The sequence below is a fragment of the Primorskyibacter sp. S87 genome (genome assembly GCF_049801055.1).
Lineage (GTDB): Bacteria > Pseudomonadota > Alphaproteobacteria > Rhodobacterales > Rhodobacteraceae > JBNAGF01.
In genome coordinates, this window is the sequence record NZ_JBNAGF010000010.1 from 168,963 (window position 1) to 189,120 (window position 20,158).

A 20,158-nucleotide genomic window follows, 5' to 3' on the forward strand; every position below is an offset into this window, starting at 1 on the left:
AAAACTTGAATTCAAAATTCTCTAAGTTTCTGTTTTTAATATGTTTATCAGACTCAGGCAGTAGCTCTTCTAAGCTGATGACGCGGGTTCGATTCCCGCCGTCCCGGGATCCTGTTTGATTGGTTGCTTTGGAAAAAGGCTCAACGGATCGATGAAGCAACGAAAATGCGTCATATCCGCCCGTGCCGGCCTTTTCGAATGCGCTGATCGCTTGACCAATCGGTCAAGCGAGGCCAAGAAGCGGGATGGATCGGAGACGCCGGCAATCCGGCTGGCTGGACTATCCTCACGAGTAATTCGCAAAGGCCCAAAATGGCAAGATCGCAGACTTCCGCTTCTCAGGCATCGGCACAGCCGCAGGCTCCGGGCGCAAGCGAGGAGCGGGCAGGGTCCCGCAAACTCGGGATCCTGTCCTCGCTCTGGCCGTTCATGGTTCCATATAAACTGTTGATGTTCGGGGCAACGGTGGCCTTGGTGCTGACCGCATCAATGTCTCTGACCCTGCCGCTGGCCGTGCGCCGGGTGGTGGACCATTTTCGGATCGAAGATGGCGCTCTGCTGGACCGATACTTCCTTGCCGCGTTGGGCATCGCTGCAGTTCTCGCGGTCGGGACAGGAATTCGCTATGCGCTGGTCACCCGGCTCGGCGAACGCGTCGTGGCCGATATCCGAATGGCGGTTTTCGATCGCGTGATCGGGATGAGCCCAGAGTTCTATGAAAAGATCATGACTGGCGAAGTGCTGAGCCGGATCACCACTGACACTACGTTGATCCAGTCCGTTTTGGGCTCGTCCGTATCAATCGCGCTGCGCAACCTCCTGATGTTCATTGGCGGGCTGGTCTTGATGTTGCTGACGTCGGCCAAGCTGACTGGAATGGTTTTGCTGATCGTTCCGCTTGTCGTGGTCCCGATTCTTGTTCTCGGGCGCAGACTACGGGTCATCAGCCGCGAAAATCAGGACTGGATTGCTGCCTCGTCCGGAAACGCCGGCGAGGCCCTGAGCGCCGTTCAGACAGTGCAGTCATATACGCACGAATCTGCTAGCCGGGCCCAATTCGCCGAAATGACCGAGATGTCTTATGTCGTTTCGCGCCGTCGTATCCGTACAAGAGCGCTGCTGACGGTCATCGTGATTTTCCTTGTGTTCACTGGTATAGTGGGCGTGTTGTGGATGGGGGCAAACGATGTTCGCGCCGGCCTGATGACCGAGGGCACGCTGATCCAATTCGTCATTTATTCGGTCATCATGGCTGGGTCGGTCGCCGCGCTTTCTGAAATCTGGAGCGAATTGCAGCGCGCAGCAGGAGCCACCGAACGGTTGGTTGAGTTGCTGAACGCGCAGGATCCGGTTCAGGACCCCGACCGCCCGGTCGCGTTGCCGGAGCCGGCGCAGGGTGCGATCTCTTTCGAAGATGTCACCTTCCGCTACCCGTCGCGGCCCGACCAACTGGCACTGGATGGTTTCGATCTAACCGTACAGCCGGGCGAAACAGTGGCGTTCGTCGGCCCCTCTGGTGCCGGCAAGACGACTGTGATCCAGATGATCCAGCGGTTTTATGACCCCGACGAAGGGCGTGTTACGCTGGATGGCGTCGCCCTGACACAAATGGACCGCGATGCGTTCCGCCGGCATATCGCGCTTGTCCCGCAGGAACCGGTCATCTTTGCAGCCTCAGCAATGGAAAACATCCGCTTTGGCCGTCCCGATGCCACCGACGAAGAGGTCAGGGCCGCCGCTCGCGCTGCTGCGGCCGACCAATTCATCTCGGCTCTGCCAGAGGGCTACGGCAGTTTTGTCGGCGAACGGGGGGTGATGCTGTCTGGCGGTCAGAAGCAGCGTATCGCAATCGCCCGGGCGATCCTGCGCGATGCCCCCGTGCTTCTGCTGGACGAGGCAACATCTGCGCTGGATGCCGAAAGCGAGCGGGCGGTTCAGGACGCCGTGGATACGCTCAGCCGGGATCGCACGACACTGATCGTTGCTCATCGTCTGGCCACGGTGAAAAAGGCAGATCGTATCGTGGTTATGGATCAGGGACGGATCGTGGATACCGGCACCCATGACCAATTGGTGGCCGGGGGGGGGCTGTATGCACGCCTTGCCCGCCTGCAATTCACCGACGGGATGGCGGCCGAATAGCTCCAAACTGGCGCCAATCACCAAATGGCGCAACGTCACGCCACCTGTAACGGTTAGGGTGACGTTGCTGTCATGCTTGATAATGGGCCTGTTTCTCCGCATGTTCGATGCAAAGCTGTCGCCGGGGGAGCGACGGTATCAATGTGCTTTGGGGAGGAGACCTGACATGGGCTTCGTTGGTTATGAAGATCGTGCAGCAATTGAAAATGAAATGTCGTGGGAGCAGCGGGACGTTCCGGTGACGCTGCATCAGATGCTGTCACAGACGGCGTCGAAGTTCCCGAACCATAAGGCCGCAAGCTACCAGTTGCTGTCCGGCGCGACCGACAAGGCAGAATCGCTTACATGGTCTCAGCTTCTGGCCAAGGTTAATCAAGCGGCAAACCTGTTCCGGTCTCTAGGTGTCGGTGAAAACGACGTTGTGGCGATGGTACTGCCCAACTGCAACGAGACCTTGTTGACCCTGCTTGGCGGGGCCGTTGCCGGCATCGTCAACCCGATCAACCCGTTGCTTGAGCCCGAACAGATTGCGTCGATTCTGCGGGAAACCAACGCAAAGGTGGTTGTGACGCTCAAGTCTTTTCCCAAGACGGATGTTGCGCAGAAGGTTGCAGAGGCCGTGCGTCACGCGCCGGGTGTCGATACCGTTCTGGAGATCGACCTCGGTCGTTATCTGACCCCACCAAAGTCCTGGCTCATCCCGCTTGTTCGTCCGAAGCACGAAAATAAGCAGCACAGGGCTCATGCCGACTACAAGAACTTCAACAAGGCACTGGCCGCGCAACCAACCGAACTGACATTTGCCGACAGCACCGGAGACCGCGTTGCCTTCTATTTCCACACCGGCGGTACGACGGGCATGCCCAAGGTGGCACAGCATAAATATTCCGGCATGGCCTATAACGCGTGGCTGGGCAGCACATTGCTGTTCTCCGAAGAAGACAACATCATGTGCCCGTTGCCGCTGTTCCATGTCTTTGCCGTGCATGTGATCATGATGGCGGCGATCCGCTCCGGATCGCACGTCGTCTTTCCGACGCCAGCCGGGTATCGTGGTGACGGTGTGTTCGACAACTTCTGGAAGTTGATCGAACGCTGGAAAATCACGTTCATCATCACCGTTCCTACGGCGATTTCCGCAAAAATGCAGCGCCCGGTGAATGCCGATATCTCCTCGGTCAAAACAGCGTTTTCCGGTTCGGCGCCCCTGCCGCTGGAACTGTTCCGCCGGTTCGAAGAGGCCACCGGCGTCACGATCGTCGAGGGCTATGGCCTGACCGAGGCAACCTGCCTTGTTTCCTGCAACCCGACCGACGGGGAAAAGAAAGTCGGTTCTGTCGGAATTCCGTTCCCCTACACCGACGTCAAGATCTTGCGGGACACTACGGACGGTCCGGCGGATTGCGGTGTTGACGAGATTGGCGAGATTTGCATCTCGAACCCGGGGGTCTTTGCGGGCAACACCTATACCGAGGCTGACAAGAACGCCGACCTTTATCATTACGGAACACACTTGCGCACGGGGGATCTGGGTCGGATCGACGAGGACGGATACCTCTGGATCACCGGCCGGGCCAAGGATCTGATCATTCGCGGTGGCCACAACATCGATCCGGCTGAGATCGAAGAGGCATTACTGGGACATGAAGCCGTCGCTTTTGCCGGCGCCATTGGCCAGCCTGACGCACATGCCGGAGAGGTGCCCTGTGCCTTTGTGGAACTGGTCGAAGGGGCGTCGGTCACGCCCGATGAGCTCATGGAATACTGCAAGGTTCACGTGCACGAGCGGGCCGCTCAACCCAAGCACATGACTATTTTGGACGAGCTTCCCAAGACCGCCGTGGGCAAGGTGTTCAAGCCGGATCTTCGCAAGAACGCGATTACACGCATCTATAACGAAGCGCTCGAGGCGGCCGGATCTCCAGCACGGGTAGACACGGTAATCGACGACAAAAAACGGGGTCTGGTCGCTCAACTCAGCCGGGCAGGGGCCGATGAAGCGGAAGTGGCGAAGGTATTGGGAAGCTTCACCCGTCCGTGGGAATGGGCCGTGTAATGGACTATGAGCGCCTGATCGACGCTGAAACCTGGGCTTTCATCCGCAAGACGGGTGAGAGCTACCCCGAAGATGCGGTGGCGCTCAGCATCGAAGATCAGCGCAGGGTCTACGATGAGATGTGCCACGCATTCCATCAGGGATACCCTGATGGCGTCGAGGTTGCCGACCGGTCGGCAGCGGGCGTGCCAGTCCGCGTTTACTCGGCCGGGCATCCGACCCGAACGGTGGTTTACTTCCACGGTGGCGGGTTTGTCCTGGGCGGGCTGGAGAGCCATGACGATTTATGTGCCGAGATTTGCTTGGAAACCGGATATCGCGTCGTGTCGGTCGACTACCGGCTCGCGCCCGAGCACAAGCACCCGGCACAGTTCGCAGACGCCTGGACGGCCGCCCTCTGGGCGGCCGAGACTTTTGAAGACCCTTTGGTTCTGGCCGGGGACAGTGCTGGCGGAAATCTCGCGGCAGCCGTGTCGCACTACGCGCGGGGTCGGCTGGATATGATTCTGGGGCAGGTTCTGGTCTATCCCAGCCTCGGGGGGGAGGATGACGCCGGATCCTATCTGGAACACGCACAGGCACCTCTGCTGAGCCGGGATGACATGAAGTTCTATAAGGCTGCGCGGCACGAAGGTGAACCGCCAGAAGCGGACCCCACAATAGAACCTTTGAAAGACACCGATTTTTCCGATTTGCCGCCGACTGTTCTGGTGACCGCCGATTGCGATCCGTTGCGCGATGACAGCCCGGCCTATCGCGACCGCATCCTCGAAGCCGGTGGAAAGGCGCACTGGATCAATGAGCCGGGCCTCGTGCACGGTTACCTGCGCGCCAGAACCACAGTGGAGCGTGCCCGCGCCAGTTTCGAGCGGATCGTGGTGGCGATCGAGGCGCTGGGGCAGGGCATTTGGCCCTATGATGACTGAGCTGCGGGTTCAGTCAGTATATCGCTGGCAGACTTCCTCGTATTGGGCAGTGTCATACCACCCCCCACCGGTCAGGTTCCAACCCTCTGAGTAGGTTGAGACAAAGCTCCAGTCGCCCATCGAAACATGTTCATATCCGACGTCATCACCGGGGCGGATCACGCCGAGCTTTGGGGAGCGGTTGTCCGGGGCGCTTCGCAGCGGCACTTCCTCGCCGGCCCAACCAATACATGTGCTGCCGTATCCCTGGTTGATGGGCAGAACCTCCAGCAACTGACGGGTCAGCCGGTCCTGAATGTTCAGCCAATCCCTGTTCGTGTTCTTCTCGCAGCCCAGCTCACGCTCCGTATCCCGAATTTCTTCCACCTGAAGCTGTTCAAGCCGCCCCAGAGCGATTGAGCTTTCGCTGCAATCCGAAGTGTCGAACATGGCTTGCCCCAACTTGCTGCCAAAGCAGTAGCCGGCCCTGTGCATGATCAGGTTGCGGGTATACCACAGGTCTTCGCAGGCATCTGTGGCGACCGCAGGCTCGCCAGTAAAAGGAAGTAGAATCAGCGCCGAAAGCGCTGCTGTCTGAAGCTGTCTGATCATGGATTGGCCTGCTATTCGGGGTCTGCTTTTCAGCCAAAGTGCCATAGACCGTTAGCGCAGGAAAGGGTCGGCCTGCATCGTTTCAGGGATTTCCGCCCCCAAGCGCTTCAAGATGGTCGGCGCAATCTGAAGCTGTTCAATACAGGTATCTGCGTCGGGCCCCTCGGCCGCTCCAAAGTAATAAAGAGCCGTGTCCTGCTGCAACGCGCTGCGCCCGCCGTGGTGTCCACGCTCATCCTGCCCGTGGTCGGCTGTCACGATCACTTCGTACCCCATCTGCAACCATTTTGGGATGAACGGGGCCAGCATCTCGTCCATCACCGCACAGGCATGGTCCATCTCGATGCAGTCATGGAAGAACCGGTGCCCCATGCTGTCCAGCGTGCAGGTGTGCAAAAGTCCATAGTTCAGTTCATTCCGCAGGCACAGGCTGGTCAGAGTGGCAAACAGATCCACATCCGAAGGGGTCATCTGATTGTCCCGCCCATAGCCGGTCATGGTGTGGAATCTGCCGTGGTTGATGGTTTTGCTGTCAGGGTCGTCGAACTCGAGATCCTGCAACGGATCAAAAGGGTGGCGGTGGAAGAACTCCGACCAGAAACTGTGGCCAACGGCGCCAGTCACGCCGCCCGCGTTTCGCAGCTGCGAGAAAATATCGGGTTGGGAAAGCCGGAACACGTTGTCGTTGCCGGTACAACCATGCACCTGCGGGCTGACACCGGTATGGATCGACGCATAGCAACTGGCTGAGATGGATGGCAGCACGGCCCTGTGCTTCCAGACACGGGCCTCTCCGCTTTCGACCCACCCTTCGAGATTGCCGAACAGACGGCGAAAGTTTCGGTAGGGAACTCCGTCAAGAATGATGAGAAGAAGTTTCTGAGTCATGGGGCATCCCCTGTTGCGTCCCGGGTTTTCGTCGAGCCTAGCCTCCATGGCGCTTTCGGAATGTCTGGCTGCGCCGAAAATGAAAAGATCCCGACACGTAGATCGCGCCGGGATCAGGCAATTTCATCAGTTTCGCGTCAGTTCCCTGCGCTCTCCATCTTGCGGTGCTCGACGACTTCTTCCAGCCATCCCAGACGCATCTCGGGCACCGAACTCAGAAGCAGGTCGGTGTAGTCATCGAATGGCGGTGTCAGAACATCGGTCTTGGATCCGTATCGCTGCACCTTGCCCTGATACATGACGGCAATGGTGTCCGAGATCGCCTTGACCGTCGCGAGGTCGTGCGTGATGAACAAATAGGCCACGTCCTCGATCTTCTGAAGGTCAAGAAGCAACTTGAGGATCCCGTCTGCAACCAATGGATCAAGGGCACTGGTGACTTCGTCGCAAATGATCATCTTGGGCTTGGCTGCAAGCGAGCGTGCAATGCACACACGCTGCTTCTGACCGCCCGACAGTTCCGCAGGATACCTGTCGATGAACGACTCGCCCATCTCGATTTCGTCCAGCAGTTCCACCACGCGTTTGCGTTTTTCGGAACCCTTCAGGCCAAAGTAGAACTCCAGCGGCCGTCCGATGATGGTCCCGACCGTCTGGCGGGGATTCATGGCGACATCAGCCATCTGGTAGATCATCTGAAGTTCGCGCAGATCCTCCCGGCTTCGTCCGGCAAGGTCCGACGAAAGTGAGCGCCCGGCAAACTGTATGGATCCGGAGCGCGGAGGCAGCAGCCCGGTGATAACCCGCGCCAGCGTGGATTTCCCGGATCCAGACTCTCCGACGACGGCAAGGGTCTGCCCGGGATGAAGATCCACAGTCACGTCATGCAGGACGTCGATTGGGGTGCCCTTGTATCGTGCGGTGACATTTTCAACGCGCAGAACTGGTTCCGGCGTCGGTGACTTCTCTTCATGTTCGATAGAGCGGACCGAGACCAGTGCCTTTGTATAGTCTTCCTTTGGTGCGTTGATGATCTGATCGGTGGATCCATATTCCACCGTGTCCCCCATCCGAAGCACCATGATGTCATCGCTGACCTGCGCGACCACGGCCAGATCGTGGGTGATATATAATGCGGCTACCCCAGTGTCGCGGATTGCTTCCTTGATGGCCATCAGCACATCGATCTGGGTGGTCACGTCAAGCGCCGTGGTGGGTTCGTCGAACACCACCAGATCGGGTTCGGGGCAAAGGGCAAGCGCGGTCATACAGCGTTGCAACTGGCCGCCCGATACCTGATGCGGATAGCGTTCGCCGATATTGTCCGGATCCGGAAGGCCCAGTTTTGCAAACAGAACGCGGGCGCGCTCTTCTGCTTCCTTACGCGAGAACTTTTTCTGTTCAACTGCGGCCTCGATCACCTGGTCCATGATTTTCTTTGCCGGATTGAACGACGCAGCCGCAGATTGCGAAACATATGTCACTTCGCCGCCGCGCAGGTTGCGAACATCCTTGATCGAGGTTTTCAGAATGTCCCGCCCATTTACCCAAACCTCGCCGCCGGTGATTTTGACACCGCCGCGGCCATAAGCCATCGAAGCTAACCCGATCGTGGATTTGCCGGCGCCGGATTCCCCGATCAGGCCAAGCACCTTGCCGCGCTCGAGGTCAAAGCTGACCCCGTGCACGATCTCGATGTCGTGAGGTTTTTCGCCGGGCGGGTAGACCGTGGCGCCGATCTTCAGGTCGCGGACTTTCAGCAATGTGTCTTCGCTCATCCCCGGCCTCCTTTCAGCGAGGTGGTTCGGTTGAGGATCCAGTCCGCAACAAGGTTCACCGAGATCGCCAGCGTGGCGATGGCGACAGCAGGCCACAGGGCCGCACCGATGCCAAAGTTGATGCCCTCCTTGTTCTCTTTCACGATCCCGCCCCAATCGGCCAGCGGCGGTTGAACACCGATGCCAAGGAAGCTGAGGGTCGAGATGAACAGCACCATAAAGATGAAGCGCAACCCCATTTCGGCAACCAGTGGAGACAGCGCATTCGGCAGGATTTCCCGGAAGATGATCCAGCCCAGCTTCTCACCGCGAAGGCGCGCGGATTCCACATAGTCCATCACTGAGATGTCTACGGCGACGGCCCGAGCAAGACGATAGACCCGGGTGGAATCCAGGAGTCCCATCAGAACGATCAATGTGCCGACCGTTGCCTCGATAGAGGACAGGATCACCAGCGCAAGGATCAGGGACGGGATAGACATCATCAGGTCGACAAAGCGCGAAAGAACCTGATCGACCCAGCCCCCCATCACGGCGGCGAAAAAGCCCAGCACCGATCCGGTGGTAAAGCTGAGAATTGTTGCCGCCGTAGCGATGAAAATCGTCGTGCGGCCGCCATAGATCATACGGCTCAGCAGATCGCGTCCAATCTGGTCGGTGCCGAGAAGAAACTCACTTGACCGGGGTTCCCAGACATCTCCCACAACTTCGGCCATACCGTAGGGAGCGATCATCGGGGCAAACAGCGCCGCAAGAAAGTACAGGGACGTCAGGAACAGCCCGATCAGCGCGGAAATGGGTATGTTCTTCATTTCGGATGCCTCAGGCGCGGGTTGGCCAGGATCGATACGAGATCGGCAACCATGTTCAGAATGATGTAGACCGCCGCAAAGATCACACCGCAGGCGAGAACGACGGGAACGTCACGTTTTACCACCGCATCCACCAGATACTGTCCCATACCCGGATAGGCAAAGACCACTTCGACCACGACCACGCCTACGACAAGGTAGGCGAGGTTGATCATCACCACGTTGACGATCGGGGCAATCGCGTTTGGAAAGGCGTGACGATAAATGACCTGAAAGCCGGTCAAACCCTTCAGTTCTGCCGTTTCGATATAGGCCGATTGCATGACATTCAGGATCGCGGCGCGGGTCATACGCATCATATGAGCCAGAACCACAAGCGTCAGCACGGCTACCGGCAGCGAAATGGCGTGCAATTGTTCCCCCAGCGTCATCGACGGAGACAGGTTGGCGAACGAGGGCGCCCAGAACAATTTCACGGCAAAATAGTAGATCAGGATATAGGCGATCATGAACTCCGGCAGAGAGATCGAAGCCAGAGTGACCCCCGAGATCACCTTGTCCGGCCAACGGTTCTGATAGCGCACAGCGATCAGCCCCAGAATGATTGCCAGCGGGACAGAGATGAGAGCGGCCCAGAAGGCAAGGAACAAGGTGTTGCCCAATCGGCTCTTGATCGACGTTGCAATGTCCAGCTTGTTTGTAAGGGCCGTGCCCATATCGCCGGTCATAATGCCACCCAACCATTCGAAGTATCGGGTCGTGGCAGGCCGGTCGAGCCCCATCTCTTTGCGGAGGTTGGCGAGGTTTTCAGGTGTAGCTGTTTGCCCAAGCACCGCCTGAGCGGCGTCTCCCGGAAGGATTTCGGTCAGGCCGAAAATCAGAGCTGACGAGGCAAAAAGCAGGAGAATGCCCAGCGCAAGGCGCTGGACAAAAAGTTTCAGTACGGGGTGCATATCAGCCTCTCGCCTTTAGGCGTTCAGCCAACATTTGATACCGGCCATACAGTTCATCATCGACAGGTTGGGATCTTCGACCCAGCCGCCAATATCGGTGGATACACCTTCGACCTGATCGTTGAACATCGGACAGATCAGACCACCTTCGTCACGCAGCAGAGTGGCCATCTTGGAATAGATGTCCTTGCGCTTTGCATCATCCAGTTCGCTACGGGCTGAGATCAGCATTTCGTCGAACTGAGCGTTCTTGAAGCGGGTGTCGTTCCAGTCTGCGGTGGACAGATACGCGGTTGTGTACATCTGATCCTGCACCGGGCGACCCGACCAGTAGGATGCGCAGAAAGGCTGCTTGTTCCAGACTTCCGACCAGTATCCGTCATTGGGCTCGCGCTGAATCTCGAGCGGGATTCCTGCGGCCTGTGCCGACTGCTGGAACAGCGCCGCAGCGTCCACAGCCCCGGGGAAGGCACCATCGGCCACGCGCAGGATGATCGGCGAACCGTCATGGCCTGAAGCCTTGTAATGCTCTGCCGCCTTGGCCGCGTCATACGCGCGCTGAGGAATGCTGTCGTCGAACAGGGGATAGGCCTTGTTGATCGGAAAATCATTGCCCGCCGTGCCGTATCCGCGCAGGATCTTGTCCACCATTTCTTCGCGGTTGATCGCAAGCTTCAGCGCCATTCGCAGCTCGTTGTTGTCGAACGGTGCCGTGTCGCAATGCATAATAAAGACATAATGGCCGGGGCCGGACACGGTTTTCACGTCGATGTTGGGCGCGCGGCTCAGAAGTTGTGCGATCTTGGGCTCAACCCTGTCGATCATGTGCACCTGGCCTGACTGCAGCGCGGCGGTACGGGCGGTGGCGTCGTTCAGCGCGATGACCTCAATCTCGTCGGCATGGCCGATCGAGTCGTCCCAGTAGTTCGCGAATTTCTTGAAACCGTGACGAACGCCCGGCTCGTCAACCGCGACCGTGTACGGGCCCGAGCCGATCCCGGCGCCGGGATTGTCAAAGCCGCCGTCGGGCTGGATCACCAGGTGATAGTCCGCCAACAGATAGGGAAGGTCGGCGCTCGGGCTGGCCAGCGTAACCACGAAATTGTCGCCATCGGCCTTCATGCTTTCAATGCCCTGAACGATACCCAGCGCACCCGATGTGGCGTCTTCGTTCGAGTGGCGTTCCAGCGTGCGCAGCACGTCCTGCGCTGTAACCGTCTTGCCGTTGTGGAATTCGATACCCTTGCGGATCTTAAACGACCAGGTCTTGGCGTCGGCTGACGCTTCGACTTCTTCGGCAATCCGGTTTTCGATGCTTCCGTCCGGCCCGACGTTGACAAGCGTTTCACCATAGTTCCGCAGGTTCACGGTCGGTACGGTCGAGGCTGCAAGGGCCGGATCAAGTGAGTTGGTGGATTCGCCGCCCTGGATCCCCATCCGGATGGTGCCACCCTTGACCGGGCCTGCGGCTTTGGCCGCTGTGGCATACAGGTTCGATGCGACAACGGCTGAAATCCCCAATGCAGCCGCTTTGCCCATGAACTCGCGTCGTGTCATTTTGCCTGCCGTCACACGGCCGGCCATATAGTCAATTTGATCTTTCATGAATTTCTCCCGGTTGGTTGTTCGCGCCTTTGGCACGGTATTTTTGTTGATTGGCGGGTCAAGGTTTGCGCATTTCCTTTTGTCGGGCAAGCATTATCCTTTGCGGCAGCAAGTTGCCGTTGCGAAGGCTTGTTCGCATAAATGCCTGCGCAATGTCGCGAACTCCCAAGAGACTGTCGGATTCTGGCTTTTCCACCGCTGGCGAGGCAGGGCTTGTTCTGAAGTAACTTGGCAAATTTTTTTGGTCCGCTGGCGAACCAGCGCTCCGGATTGCGTGCAGGATCAAGGGATTTCCTCCGGTTCTTTCTGTTGGAGTGAATCAATGCACCCCAGAGCGGGGTCAGATCGGGGCTATCGCCGCAGGGCGATCGCGAGATCCATGACGTTGGTTCCTGTCGGGCCTGTTTCAAGCAGCGCGCCGCCTTGCGCAAGGTAGGTTCCGCTGTCTGCACGCTGCAACGCTTCGCGGGCGCCGGGTCCCCACGTGGTGCCATCCACAACACCGCCGGCCGCGTCCGTCGGGCCATCCGTGCCGTCCGTACCGCCAACAATAAGGTGCAGATCCGGTCGCCCGGCGATCTCGCCGGCCAGCGCAAGGGCAAGCGCCTGATTTCGACCGCCACGCCCGGGATTGGCAGGCAGGGTCACGGTTGGCTCTCCGCCCAGGATCATCACGCCCCTGGGCATATCGCGCAGGCGGGAGCCCAGCGATCTGGTCAGATCCGGCAGCGACGCATGGAGGGATTCTTCGTTGTCCAACACGGCAAGACCGTGGGCTCGGGCCGCCTTGGCAACCGCAGCGCGCGCGATTTCGTTGCTGGCGATGACAGATGACTTGCATTCGAACCTGGCCTCGGGCGGACATAGTCCGATCCCCGATCCTATGACCCCGATGTCATCTCCGGGAACGTCAGAAATGGCCAAAACCCGAACCCGGCGCCCGTGAAACGCCGCCAGCAATCCTCCGCCCTTGATATGGGAGATACGGCGTCGTTCGGCATTCATCGCCGCGATGTCTAGCCCTTGTGAGAGAAGACGCCGGTTGAGCGCTGCAAGATCGGGTAGGTCAAACCCGTCGACAAGATCTTCGGCCAGCGAGGAGGCGCCGCCAGAGACCAGCAACAACAGATCCGACCCGCCCGGCATCTCAGATACAGCCTGTCTGAGCGCCTTTCCGGCGGCCAGAGATCGCGCATCCGGAACCGGGTGAGAGGCCTCGATCAGATGCAATTGGTCGGGCAGAACCTTACCCAATTCATCACCGTGGCCATCTTTGGTAACAACAAGCGTCGGGACACCGTCAAATTGTTCGCTGGCAGCGCGGGCCATTGCGGCCGCCGCCTTGCCGACTGCGAGGACCCTGTCAGGGCGGTCTATTCCCCTGAGCGCTGTTTGCGTCGCCCGATAACCGCCGACCGCATCGACACCGGCCTGCCACAGTTCTTTCAACAGTTGCATTAAGTCTCCATCCAGATCGTCACCGGTCCGTCATTGGTCAGCTCCACCTGCATATCCGCCCCGAAACGGCCCGTTGCCACCTCGATGCCCAGTGCTGCAACCTGTTCGGCGAAGTACTCGTACAAACGCTCGCCCTCGGCCGGAGGAGCCGCCTCGGAAAAGCCCGGTCGGTTGCCGCGCTTGGTGTCGGCTGCAAGCGTGAACTGGCTGACGATCAACGTGGCCCCGCCGGTGTCCAGAAGGGACCGGTTCATCTTGCCTGCCTCATCCTTAAAAATGCGCAGTTTTGAGATTTTGGCGGCCAGCTGGTCGGCCTGTGGCTCGCCATCGCCCTGCATAGCGCAGATCAGGATCAGCAGTCCGGAGCCGATCTCGCCAATCAGCTCTCCATCAACCGACACCTTGGCTTTGGAAACACGTTGGATCAGGGCGCGCATGAGACTTCCTCGCGGTTAGGAGAACAGCTGCCGGGGCGCGAAACCGAAAAGGTCGCCGCCTCGATCCCGGCGGCAAGGGCTTCGGTGAGTTGGCGGTGATCCGGTGTCAGTGGGCGGTGCAACAATCCGGCATGATAGAGCCAGGCAAGCATGCCGGCATTCAGGATATCGCCGGCACCCACAGTGTCCACGACAGGCACAGTGCGGCAGGGCAGGGCGGCATGCATCTCGCCGCTCCAGATTTCGGCTCCGTCGGCCCCCCTGCTGTGCAGCAGCATTGCGTTCGGATGGTGATCTCTCAGAGTTTCGCTCGAACAGCCCAGCCAGTCGAGATCCTCGTCCGATACCTTGATCACGTCAGCCCATGACATCATCCGGTTCAGGCGGGCGCGGTAGCTGTCGGGGTCTGTCACCAGACCGGGGCGGATGTTCAGATCCAGCCAGACCAGCCGCGGACCGGCCTGCGCTGCCAGTGTTTCGAATGCTGCGCCGGACAAGTCCGGGATCAGGCTGATGCCGCCCAGAACCAGCGTTCGGGTGGTATCGGACAGTTCCGGAAGATGCGAGCGCCGCAAGGCCTGACCTGCGGACCCGAAGTCATGCAGATCGAAGTGCGTTCCACCGGGAATGGGGCGGGCAAACGAAATCGTTGATGGTTCTGTCAATCGTGGGGTCAATGTCAGGTCGACACCTTCTTGCCGCATGTACCCGGCCATGAGGTCACCGGCCGTGTCGCGAGAGAGCGCCCCGAGAAATCCACTGGGCACGTTCTGGCGCGCCAGCGCTACGGATGTGTTAACAGCTGCGCCGCCCGGAACCGGGCTCAGCCCATTGCTTCCATCGGCAAGCGGTGCCGGCACCAGATCCAGAACCGCTTCGCCGCAACACAGGATCACCGGCGTTGTCACGTTCTCCAGCTCACGATGTCATTCAACGCGGCCCGTTCGGTGCGAAAGCTGTTGGCCGGGTGGTCGGAGTCGCTGTAACCGAAGGAGATGGCGCAGAGGATTTGCCTGTCGTCGCCAATCTCAAAGTAGCGATGCAGAAACGGGCTAAAAGCCGCCACGGCCGCCTGCGGGATTGTCCCGACACCAAGCGCCTGTGCCGCGAGACAGAACGCAGTAACAAAACCGCCGCAATCCAAAGCGCCGTAGGGTCCAAGCTCGACCGGGCTATGGAGAATTGCGCAATGAGGTGCGCCGAATAGCGAGAAGTTTTCCGCCATCTGCCTGGCTGATCCGGCACGGTCGCCTTTTTCCACTCCAACCGCCTGATAAAGCGCCCATCCGCAGCTTCGACGGCGTTGCTGATATTCCCCGGAGTAACCCGTGGGAAAGGGCAAGTCAGGTTCCGGGCGGCCCGTGCTCGCCTCGTCCTGCAGGGCGGTGCGAAAGCGATCGGTTTCCGCGCCGCTTGTGATGGTCACTGCCCACGGTTGTGCGTTGCACCAAGACGGCACCCGTCCAGCAGTCGTCACGATCCTCTCGATTACGTCTTGCGGAACTTGGTCGGGGTGAAAAGCCCGGCAGGAATGACGCGCAGACATCAACGCATCGAGTTGATCCAGTGAAGCAGACATTGTGGATCTCCCCTTTGCCGATTCTGTTTTGGCACTTTGTTGTTTCGGGTTGCAGAATGGCGGCGAGGGCCAACAGGCGCAAGGGGGCGAAACTTGCGGCGGATCAAGGCAATATCCAGCCAAACAGAATAAACTTGGAGCAATGAAGGAGGATCCGAAATGGTTGAAAAATCTGAACACGGCAGCCTTTGGCCTTCGCTTTACGACCCGTTCCGCAACTTGGGCAACAAGTTGTCTGACTGGTTGAGCCCGGCAACCGAGGCATCTGGCAATGATGCCGCTTATGACATTTCAATGGAGCTGCCGGGTGTGTCAGACGAAGATATCGATCTGACAGTTGAGGAGGGTGTCGTAACTGTCCGTGGGGAAAAGAAAACCCACGAAGAAAAAAAGGGTGACACCTGGTATTTCTCGGAACGTCAGTATGGCGCCTTCCGCCGCTCTTTCCGATTGCCGGAAGACGCGGATGGCGAAAAAGCCAGCGCGCGGATGAAGGATGGTGTCCTTCATGTGACCGTGCCGCGCAAGGCGCTGGCAGAGCCCGAGGCAGCCAAGAAGATCAAGATTTCCCGCACCTGATTCCCCCATGAATCGCCCCAGCGGGAATGGCGGCCGGTGACCCGACTTGTGCTTGCGACGAGACTATTGGTTCGTTGCCACCATGTAGCCAAGACCGGCCGCCACCAAAAGTCCTAGAACAACCGCAACCGTGATTTTGATCGCTGACCACGGGCGTTCGCCCTGAACTTTCCCGGTGCGCCCGTTCACTACAAAGCGGAATGTCTGGCCGCGATACTTGTAGGCTGCAAGCCAGACCGGCAGCAGAACATGCTTGAATGTCACTGCTGACACGTCGGTATCGATGTCATGTATGCGCTGTCGGTCTCCGCCGATGTCGAACCTCACATCCCGTTCGATTACGCGGGCCATGTAGCCACGCGCCTCGGCAAACCCTTCGTCCAGATCGACGGTATAGCCTTCGGCCCGGAAACCGGCGAGATATTGCGGCTGGTAGGGTTCCAGCGCCGGCAGATCCCAGGGTTCCAGCGCGTCGGTATAGGCTTTCGGCAAGCTGCGCGATGCCAGCACCAGAACGTCGTCGAAAAACCGCGCAACCCGGCCGCGCACCGGTGTCCAGCGAACTTTGGCGACCTGTTCCTGAACGCGCTTGCCGTCCCGCATCACGGTTCGGGTCTCGTAATAGACAATTCCGCGCTCGCCCGCATAGCGGGATTGGGTGTCGGCGTCGAACGTCCAGTAGGGGACATAGATCCCCTGCATCTTGCGACCCTTGCGGGCATAGTCCTTCAGTCCGTTCGGCGCAAACCAAAGCCGGCCCAGCCAGTCGCTCATGGCCTTGTGCGCCTGCCTTTCCGACATGGCAAATGGCAGAACGCCCTTGGGCTTGATGTGACGGTGGGTGCCGGTGTCGGTCACGACGGGCGTGGCGCAGAACGGGCATTCTGCAGCATGCGTGGCCGGGTCGAACTCAACCTGCGCCGCACAGTTGGGGCAGCTTAGAACCCGTGTTTCCTCCATTTCGGATTCGGGCAAGCTCTCGGTCACAGCCGAGCGGAAATCCAGCTCTCGCAGTTTTCCGCCCTGCCAAGGACCTGCCGTTATGGGCTCGGAATGTCCGCAATGATCGCATGTCAGCGTGCCGTCACCGGGATTGAACCGGTAGTCGGCTCCACATTGCTCGCAGGGAAACCGGTGCTCCGCCTGGGCCACGTCGTCAACCTCCGGGCGGCGGTGGGGGCAGGATGGTAAAAAGTTGAGCCAGTTCCTGAACGTCTTCGGCTTTCTTCCAGCCGTCCTGTCCGGCGGTCCAGACGAAGCTGTCGCGGGTCAGATCTCCCTCGGCGGCCATGCGGCCCAACCGGGCCTTGGAGAACGGACCTTTGGTCTGGCCGTTTTCTGCGACATGCCAGACATGCTCCACCGGCGGCGGCGGTGCGGGGGGCGCCGACGGTTGCGGGGCAGCGGGCGCGGGACGCCCCCAAGGCCCCGGGTGCTGACCCGCTGCCATAGTGCCCATCTGTTGCGCCATCGCCATTCCCATGCCAGCGCCAAGCCCTGCCGCCATGCCTCCGCCGGCGGGGTTTGTGGCGGCTGCCGTCATCGCTTCGGCTGCAGAGTATTGCGTGAACTTGCCCAGATCTCCGGCCAGTCCCATGGACGTCCGTTTGTCCAGCGCGGCTTCAACTGCCGGCGGCAAGGAGATGTTTTCAATGTAGAATTCGGGCATTTCAAGGCCGTATCCATCAAGAACCGGCGAGACCTCCGCCGCAATCAGTTTACCCAGATCAGCGGTGTTCGCGGCCATGTCCAGCACCGGGATACCGGACCCGGCAATCACGCGAGAGAATTCCTGCACGATGATGTTGCGGATCTGGAACGAGATTTCGTCCATCGTGAACTCGCCATCGGTTCCGACGATTTCCACGAGAAAGCGGGCCGGATCGCTGACCCGTATCGTGTAGGTGCCATAGGCTCGGATCCGGGTTGGTCCGAATTCGGGATCACGCAGCATGATCGGGTTCTTCGTCCCCCATTTGAGGTCGTTGAAACGCGTCGTATTGACGAAATAGATCTCGGACTTGAACGGCGACTTGAACCCATGATCCCAATGCTGGAGTGTCGTCATGATCGGCATGTTGTTGGTTTCCAGCATGTAGAGCCCCGGCGTGAATACATCCGCCAGTTGCCCCTCATGGACAAAGACCGCTGCCTGACCTTCGCGCACTGTCAGTTTCGCCCCATACTTGATCTCGTGCCCCTCGCGTTCGAACCGCCAGACCATCGTATCGCGCGTGTCGTCCACCCAGTGAATGACATCAATAAACTCACCTGTCAGGAAATCGAAAATACCCATCGTAACACTCCAGATCTGCTAATACCCGAACAGGATAGTCCGGACCGAAACACCAACTCGACAAATAACCGCTACTTTTTCATCGGGGTCAAGCTGAGTGAAGACGAACTGCGGCCTGCAAAACCGGCGGTTGATTACTCTTGCGTGTTCATTGCACAGCTTGCATTCACTGAGACCTCAACCTACCGTGCGAAGTTGTTTTGATTAAGTTGGCGCTTTGAGGTTGAAGCGCCGAAAAAAGTAGTTTGGATTTGTGATGAAGAATTCGATTCTGAGAGCCTTTCGAATAGCTAAGTTCATGTTCGAGTATCCAAAATTCTTCGTGGACAACTCGTTGGGATTTCTGGGTATTAAACGAATTCCTCCGTATTGGATATCTCCTGATCTTCGAGAAGGTTACACGATGGGCCGGGGAAAGTCCGTTTTTCCGTGCATATCTCGATCTGACCAAAAGCGAACAAACAGTATACACATCTGAGCGGATAGAGCAGCCGCTTCAGATGGTTCAGCGCCGCGAATGTGGTGTCTATGGAGGTATAGACAAGTGGCTATACGAGGCTCTGGAGCAGTTCCCGATCAATGGAATGCGTGTGGCTGTAATTGGCTCGGCGGATCAGGGTTTCGGGCCATGGTACGAATGCATTTGCATTCAATTAGGTGCGCAGCCGATTACCGTGGAGTATAATCCGATTGATTTCAATGATACGCGTTTCACCTTTGTTCACGCGGAACAGGTCAATGAATTGGATGAAAAATTTGATGCGGCGTTCTCAATTTCATCTTTCGAACACGATGGTCTTGGACGATACGGAGATCCGTTGTCCGCAGATGCCGATCTGAACGCGATGAGGCGTTGGCGAAATCTGATCAAGCCTGGTGGTCGTATGTATCTTGCGGTTCCCATCGGGTTGGACAAGATCGTCTACAACTCGAACCGGATTTACGGGCGCAAAAGGTTCCCTGAGTTGATAGATGGTTGGGAGGTGGAGGCCAGTTTCGGTTTTGAGGGGCTTTGTTGCACAAATCCTGTGAGGATGGGACTTCCCCTTTCCCCGGACGGATTTAGCCTACGGCTTCTGTGACGGGAATGCCAAGAGCGGTATAGCGGTTGAGGACTGCGACACGGATTTGGATCTCTGCGACCTGCCGATCAAAGTCTCTCGCCATGAGACTTTGCCCCATCAGCTTCACACAGTGCATCTTGGTCTCGACACGGCTTCTTCGGTGGTATCCGCTCCATTGTCGCCAAATGGCGCGGCCCAAGTATCGTGAGGCGTTAACCGCTTCGTTCCGGGCGATGGCTCCGGCGCTGCTGGGTTTCCACGGCTTGGCGTTCTTACGCGGCGGAATGACAGCGTGGGCATTCCGGGCGGCAATCGCGTCATGGCATTTGCGCGTATCATAGGCCCCGTCGCCGGTTACTGATCCGATGTCCTGGTCGTTGGGGATCTGGTTCAGCAACTCAGGCAACATGGGCGCGTCACCGATGTTGCTGCTGGTAACCTCGACCGCTCGAACCTCCAACGTTTCCTCGTCGATCCCTATGTGTATCTTGCGCCAAATGCGTCGTTTGGGACCGCCATGCTTGCGTGCGTTCCATTCGCCTTCACCTTCAGCTTTGATGCCTGTGCTATCAACCAGAAGGTTCAGCGGGCCGGTACTGCCACGATACGACAGGTCCACGTTCAGCGTCCTCTGGCGGCGGCACAGCGTGCTGAAATCGGGAACTGCCCAGTCCAGCCCGACCAACTGCAACAAGCTTTCCACAAAGCCTGTCGTCTGTCGGAGCGGAAGGCCAAACAGCACCTTGATCGTCAGGCAGGTTTGGATCGCAGCATCACTAAAGCTGTGTCGCCGACCGCGCTTGCCGCTCGGTGGCGGAACCCAGACCATATCAGGGTCAAACCAAATCGACAGCGACCCGCGCCGTCTCAACGCCTCATTGTAAGATGACCAATTCCTGGTCTTGTATTTCGTGGGGGCCCAACTGCTCATGACGCACAGCTATCACGCTGGATTCACACAGTGAATCCCTCAACCGATTTGTGCAACAAAGCC

18 protein-coding genes are annotated in these 20,158 nt (G+C 58.6%); 5 read left to right on the forward strand and 13 right to left on the reverse strand.

Going from position 1 to position 20,158, the window contains the following annotated elements; genetic code table 11:
- Window positions 1-312: 312 nt before the first annotated feature.
- From ACP15U_RS16625 to ACP15U_RS16635, 3 genes are all read left to right on the forward strand, one after another.
- Window positions 313-2,142 (forward strand): ABC transporter transmembrane domain-containing protein, encoded by a 1,830-nt coding sequence (locus ACP15U_RS16625; protein ID WP_425046276.1) that lies wholly within the window; start codon window positions 313-315, stop codon window positions 2,140-2,142.
- Between the two features lie 166 nt (window positions 2,143-2,308).
- The gene (locus ACP15U_RS16630; RefSeq protein WP_425046277.1) at window positions 2,309-4,198 is read left to right on the forward strand and encodes an acyl-CoA synthetase; all 1,890 of its coding nucleotides are present in this window, start codon (window positions 2,309-2,311) and stop codon (window positions 4,196-4,198) included.
- Window positions 4,198-5,124: an alpha/beta hydrolase gene (locus tag ACP15U_RS16635; RefSeq protein ID WP_425046278.1), complete on the forward strand. Its 927-nt coding sequence runs from the start codon at window positions 4,198-4,200 to the stop codon at window positions 5,122-5,124. Before ACP15U_RS16630 ends, ACP15U_RS16635 begins: the two co-directional genes overlap by 1 nt.
- A 9-nt stretch (window positions 5,125-5,133) precedes the next feature.
- On the opposite strand, the gene ACP15U_RS16640 is transcribed toward ACP15U_RS16635, so the two are convergent.
- The 10 genes from ACP15U_RS16640 to ACP15U_RS16685 all read right to left on the reverse strand — a co-directional run bounded on the left by ACP15U_RS16640 (window position 5,134) and on the right by ACP15U_RS16685 (window position 15,225).
- The gene (locus ACP15U_RS16640; protein WP_425046279.1) at window positions 5,134-5,715 is read right to left on the reverse strand and encodes a DUF4453 domain-containing protein; all 582 of its coding nucleotides are present in this window, start codon (window positions 5,713-5,715) and stop codon (window positions 5,134-5,136) included.
- 51 nt (window positions 5,716-5,766) lie between these two features.
- A complete protein-coding gene (locus tag ACP15U_RS16645) occupies window positions 5,767-6,603 on the reverse strand; it encodes an alkaline phosphatase family protein (protein WP_425046280.1) in 837 nt (278 codons plus the stop codon).
- 137 nt (window positions 6,604-6,740) lie between these two features.
- On the reverse strand, window positions 6,741-8,381 hold the full coding sequence (locus ACP15U_RS16650) for an ABC transporter ATP-binding protein (protein WP_425046281.1): 1,641 nt from the start codon (window positions 8,379-8,381) through the stop codon (window positions 6,741-6,743).
- Window positions 8,378-9,193 carry an ABC transporter permease gene (locus ACP15U_RS16655; RefSeq protein WP_425046282.1) on the reverse strand — a complete coding sequence of 272 codons (816 nt, stop codon included), beginning with the start codon at window positions 9,191-9,193 and terminating at the stop codon, window positions 8,378-8,380. The genes ACP15U_RS16650 and ACP15U_RS16655 overlap by 4 nt, the downstream gene beginning before the upstream one ends.
- A complete protein-coding gene (locus ACP15U_RS16660; RefSeq protein WP_425046283.1) occupies window positions 9,190-10,146 on the reverse strand; it encodes an ABC transporter permease in 957 nt (318 codons plus the stop codon). Before ACP15U_RS16660 ends, ACP15U_RS16655 begins: the two co-directional genes overlap by 4 nt.
- A gap of 15 nt (window positions 10,147-10,161) precedes the next feature.
- Window positions 10,162-11,751, reverse strand: coding sequence for an ABC transporter substrate-binding protein (locus ACP15U_RS16665; RefSeq protein WP_425046284.1), 1,590 nt, complete (start codon window positions 11,749-11,751; stop codon window positions 10,162-10,164).
- Window positions 11,752-12,102: 351 nt separating this feature from the next.
- Window positions 12,103-13,209, reverse strand: a complete 1,107-nt coding sequence (locus ACP15U_RS16670; RefSeq protein ID WP_425046285.1) for a DUF4147 domain-containing protein — start codon at window positions 13,207-13,209, stop codon at window positions 12,103-12,105.
- A complete protein-coding gene (dtd, locus tag ACP15U_RS16675; RefSeq protein ID WP_425046286.1) occupies window positions 13,209-13,646 on the reverse strand; it encodes a D-aminoacyl-tRNA deacylase in 438 nt (145 codons plus the stop codon). Before dtd ends, ACP15U_RS16670 begins: the two co-directional genes overlap by 1 nt.
- Entirely contained in the window at window positions 13,634-14,554 is a 921-nt protein-coding gene (locus tag ACP15U_RS16680; protein WP_425046287.1) for a PfkB family carbohydrate kinase, read from the reverse strand. Before ACP15U_RS16680 ends, dtd begins: the two co-directional genes overlap by 13 nt.
- Entirely contained in the window at window positions 14,551-15,225 is a 675-nt protein-coding gene (locus tag ACP15U_RS16685; RefSeq protein WP_425046288.1) for a nitroreductase, read from the reverse strand. The genes ACP15U_RS16680 and ACP15U_RS16685 overlap by 4 nt, the downstream gene beginning before the upstream one ends.
- A gap of 159 nt (window positions 15,226-15,384) precedes the next feature.
- Here ACP15U_RS16685 and ACP15U_RS16690 point away from each other — a divergent pair, with 159 nt between their 5' ends.
- Complete coding sequence (locus ACP15U_RS16690) at window positions 15,385-15,804, forward strand: Hsp20/alpha crystallin family protein (protein ID WP_425046289.1); 420 nt, start codon at window positions 15,385-15,387, stop codon at window positions 15,802-15,804.
- Window positions 15,805-15,867: 63 nt separating this feature from the next.
- Here ACP15U_RS16690 and ACP15U_RS16695 read toward each other — a convergent pair whose 3' ends face one another.
- Entirely contained in the window at window positions 15,868-16,956 is a 1,089-nt protein-coding gene (locus ACP15U_RS16695) for a TFIIB-type zinc finger domain-containing protein (protein WP_425046290.1), read from the reverse strand.
- A 4-nt stretch (window positions 16,957-16,960) separates the two neighbouring features.
- Complete coding sequence (locus tag ACP15U_RS16700) at window positions 16,961-18,100, reverse strand: SPFH domain-containing protein (RefSeq protein ID WP_425046291.1); 1,140 nt, start codon at window positions 18,098-18,100, stop codon at window positions 16,961-16,963.
- A 500-nt stretch (window positions 18,101-18,600) separates the two neighbouring features.
- On the opposite strand from ACP15U_RS16700, the gene ACP15U_RS16705 reads away from it, so the two are divergent.
- On the forward strand, window positions 18,601-19,182 hold the full coding sequence (locus ACP15U_RS16705; RefSeq protein WP_425046292.1) for a DUF268 domain-containing protein: 582 nt from the start codon (window positions 18,601-18,603) through the stop codon (window positions 19,180-19,182).
- On the opposite strand, the gene ACP15U_RS16710 is transcribed toward ACP15U_RS16705, so the two are convergent.
- A complete protein-coding gene (locus tag ACP15U_RS16710) occupies window positions 19,163-20,095 on the reverse strand; it encodes an IS5 family transposase (RefSeq protein WP_425043710.1) in 933 nt (310 codons plus the stop codon). The genes ACP15U_RS16705 and ACP15U_RS16710 overlap by 20 nt on opposite strands.
- Window positions 20,096-20,158 lie beyond the last annotated feature (63 nt).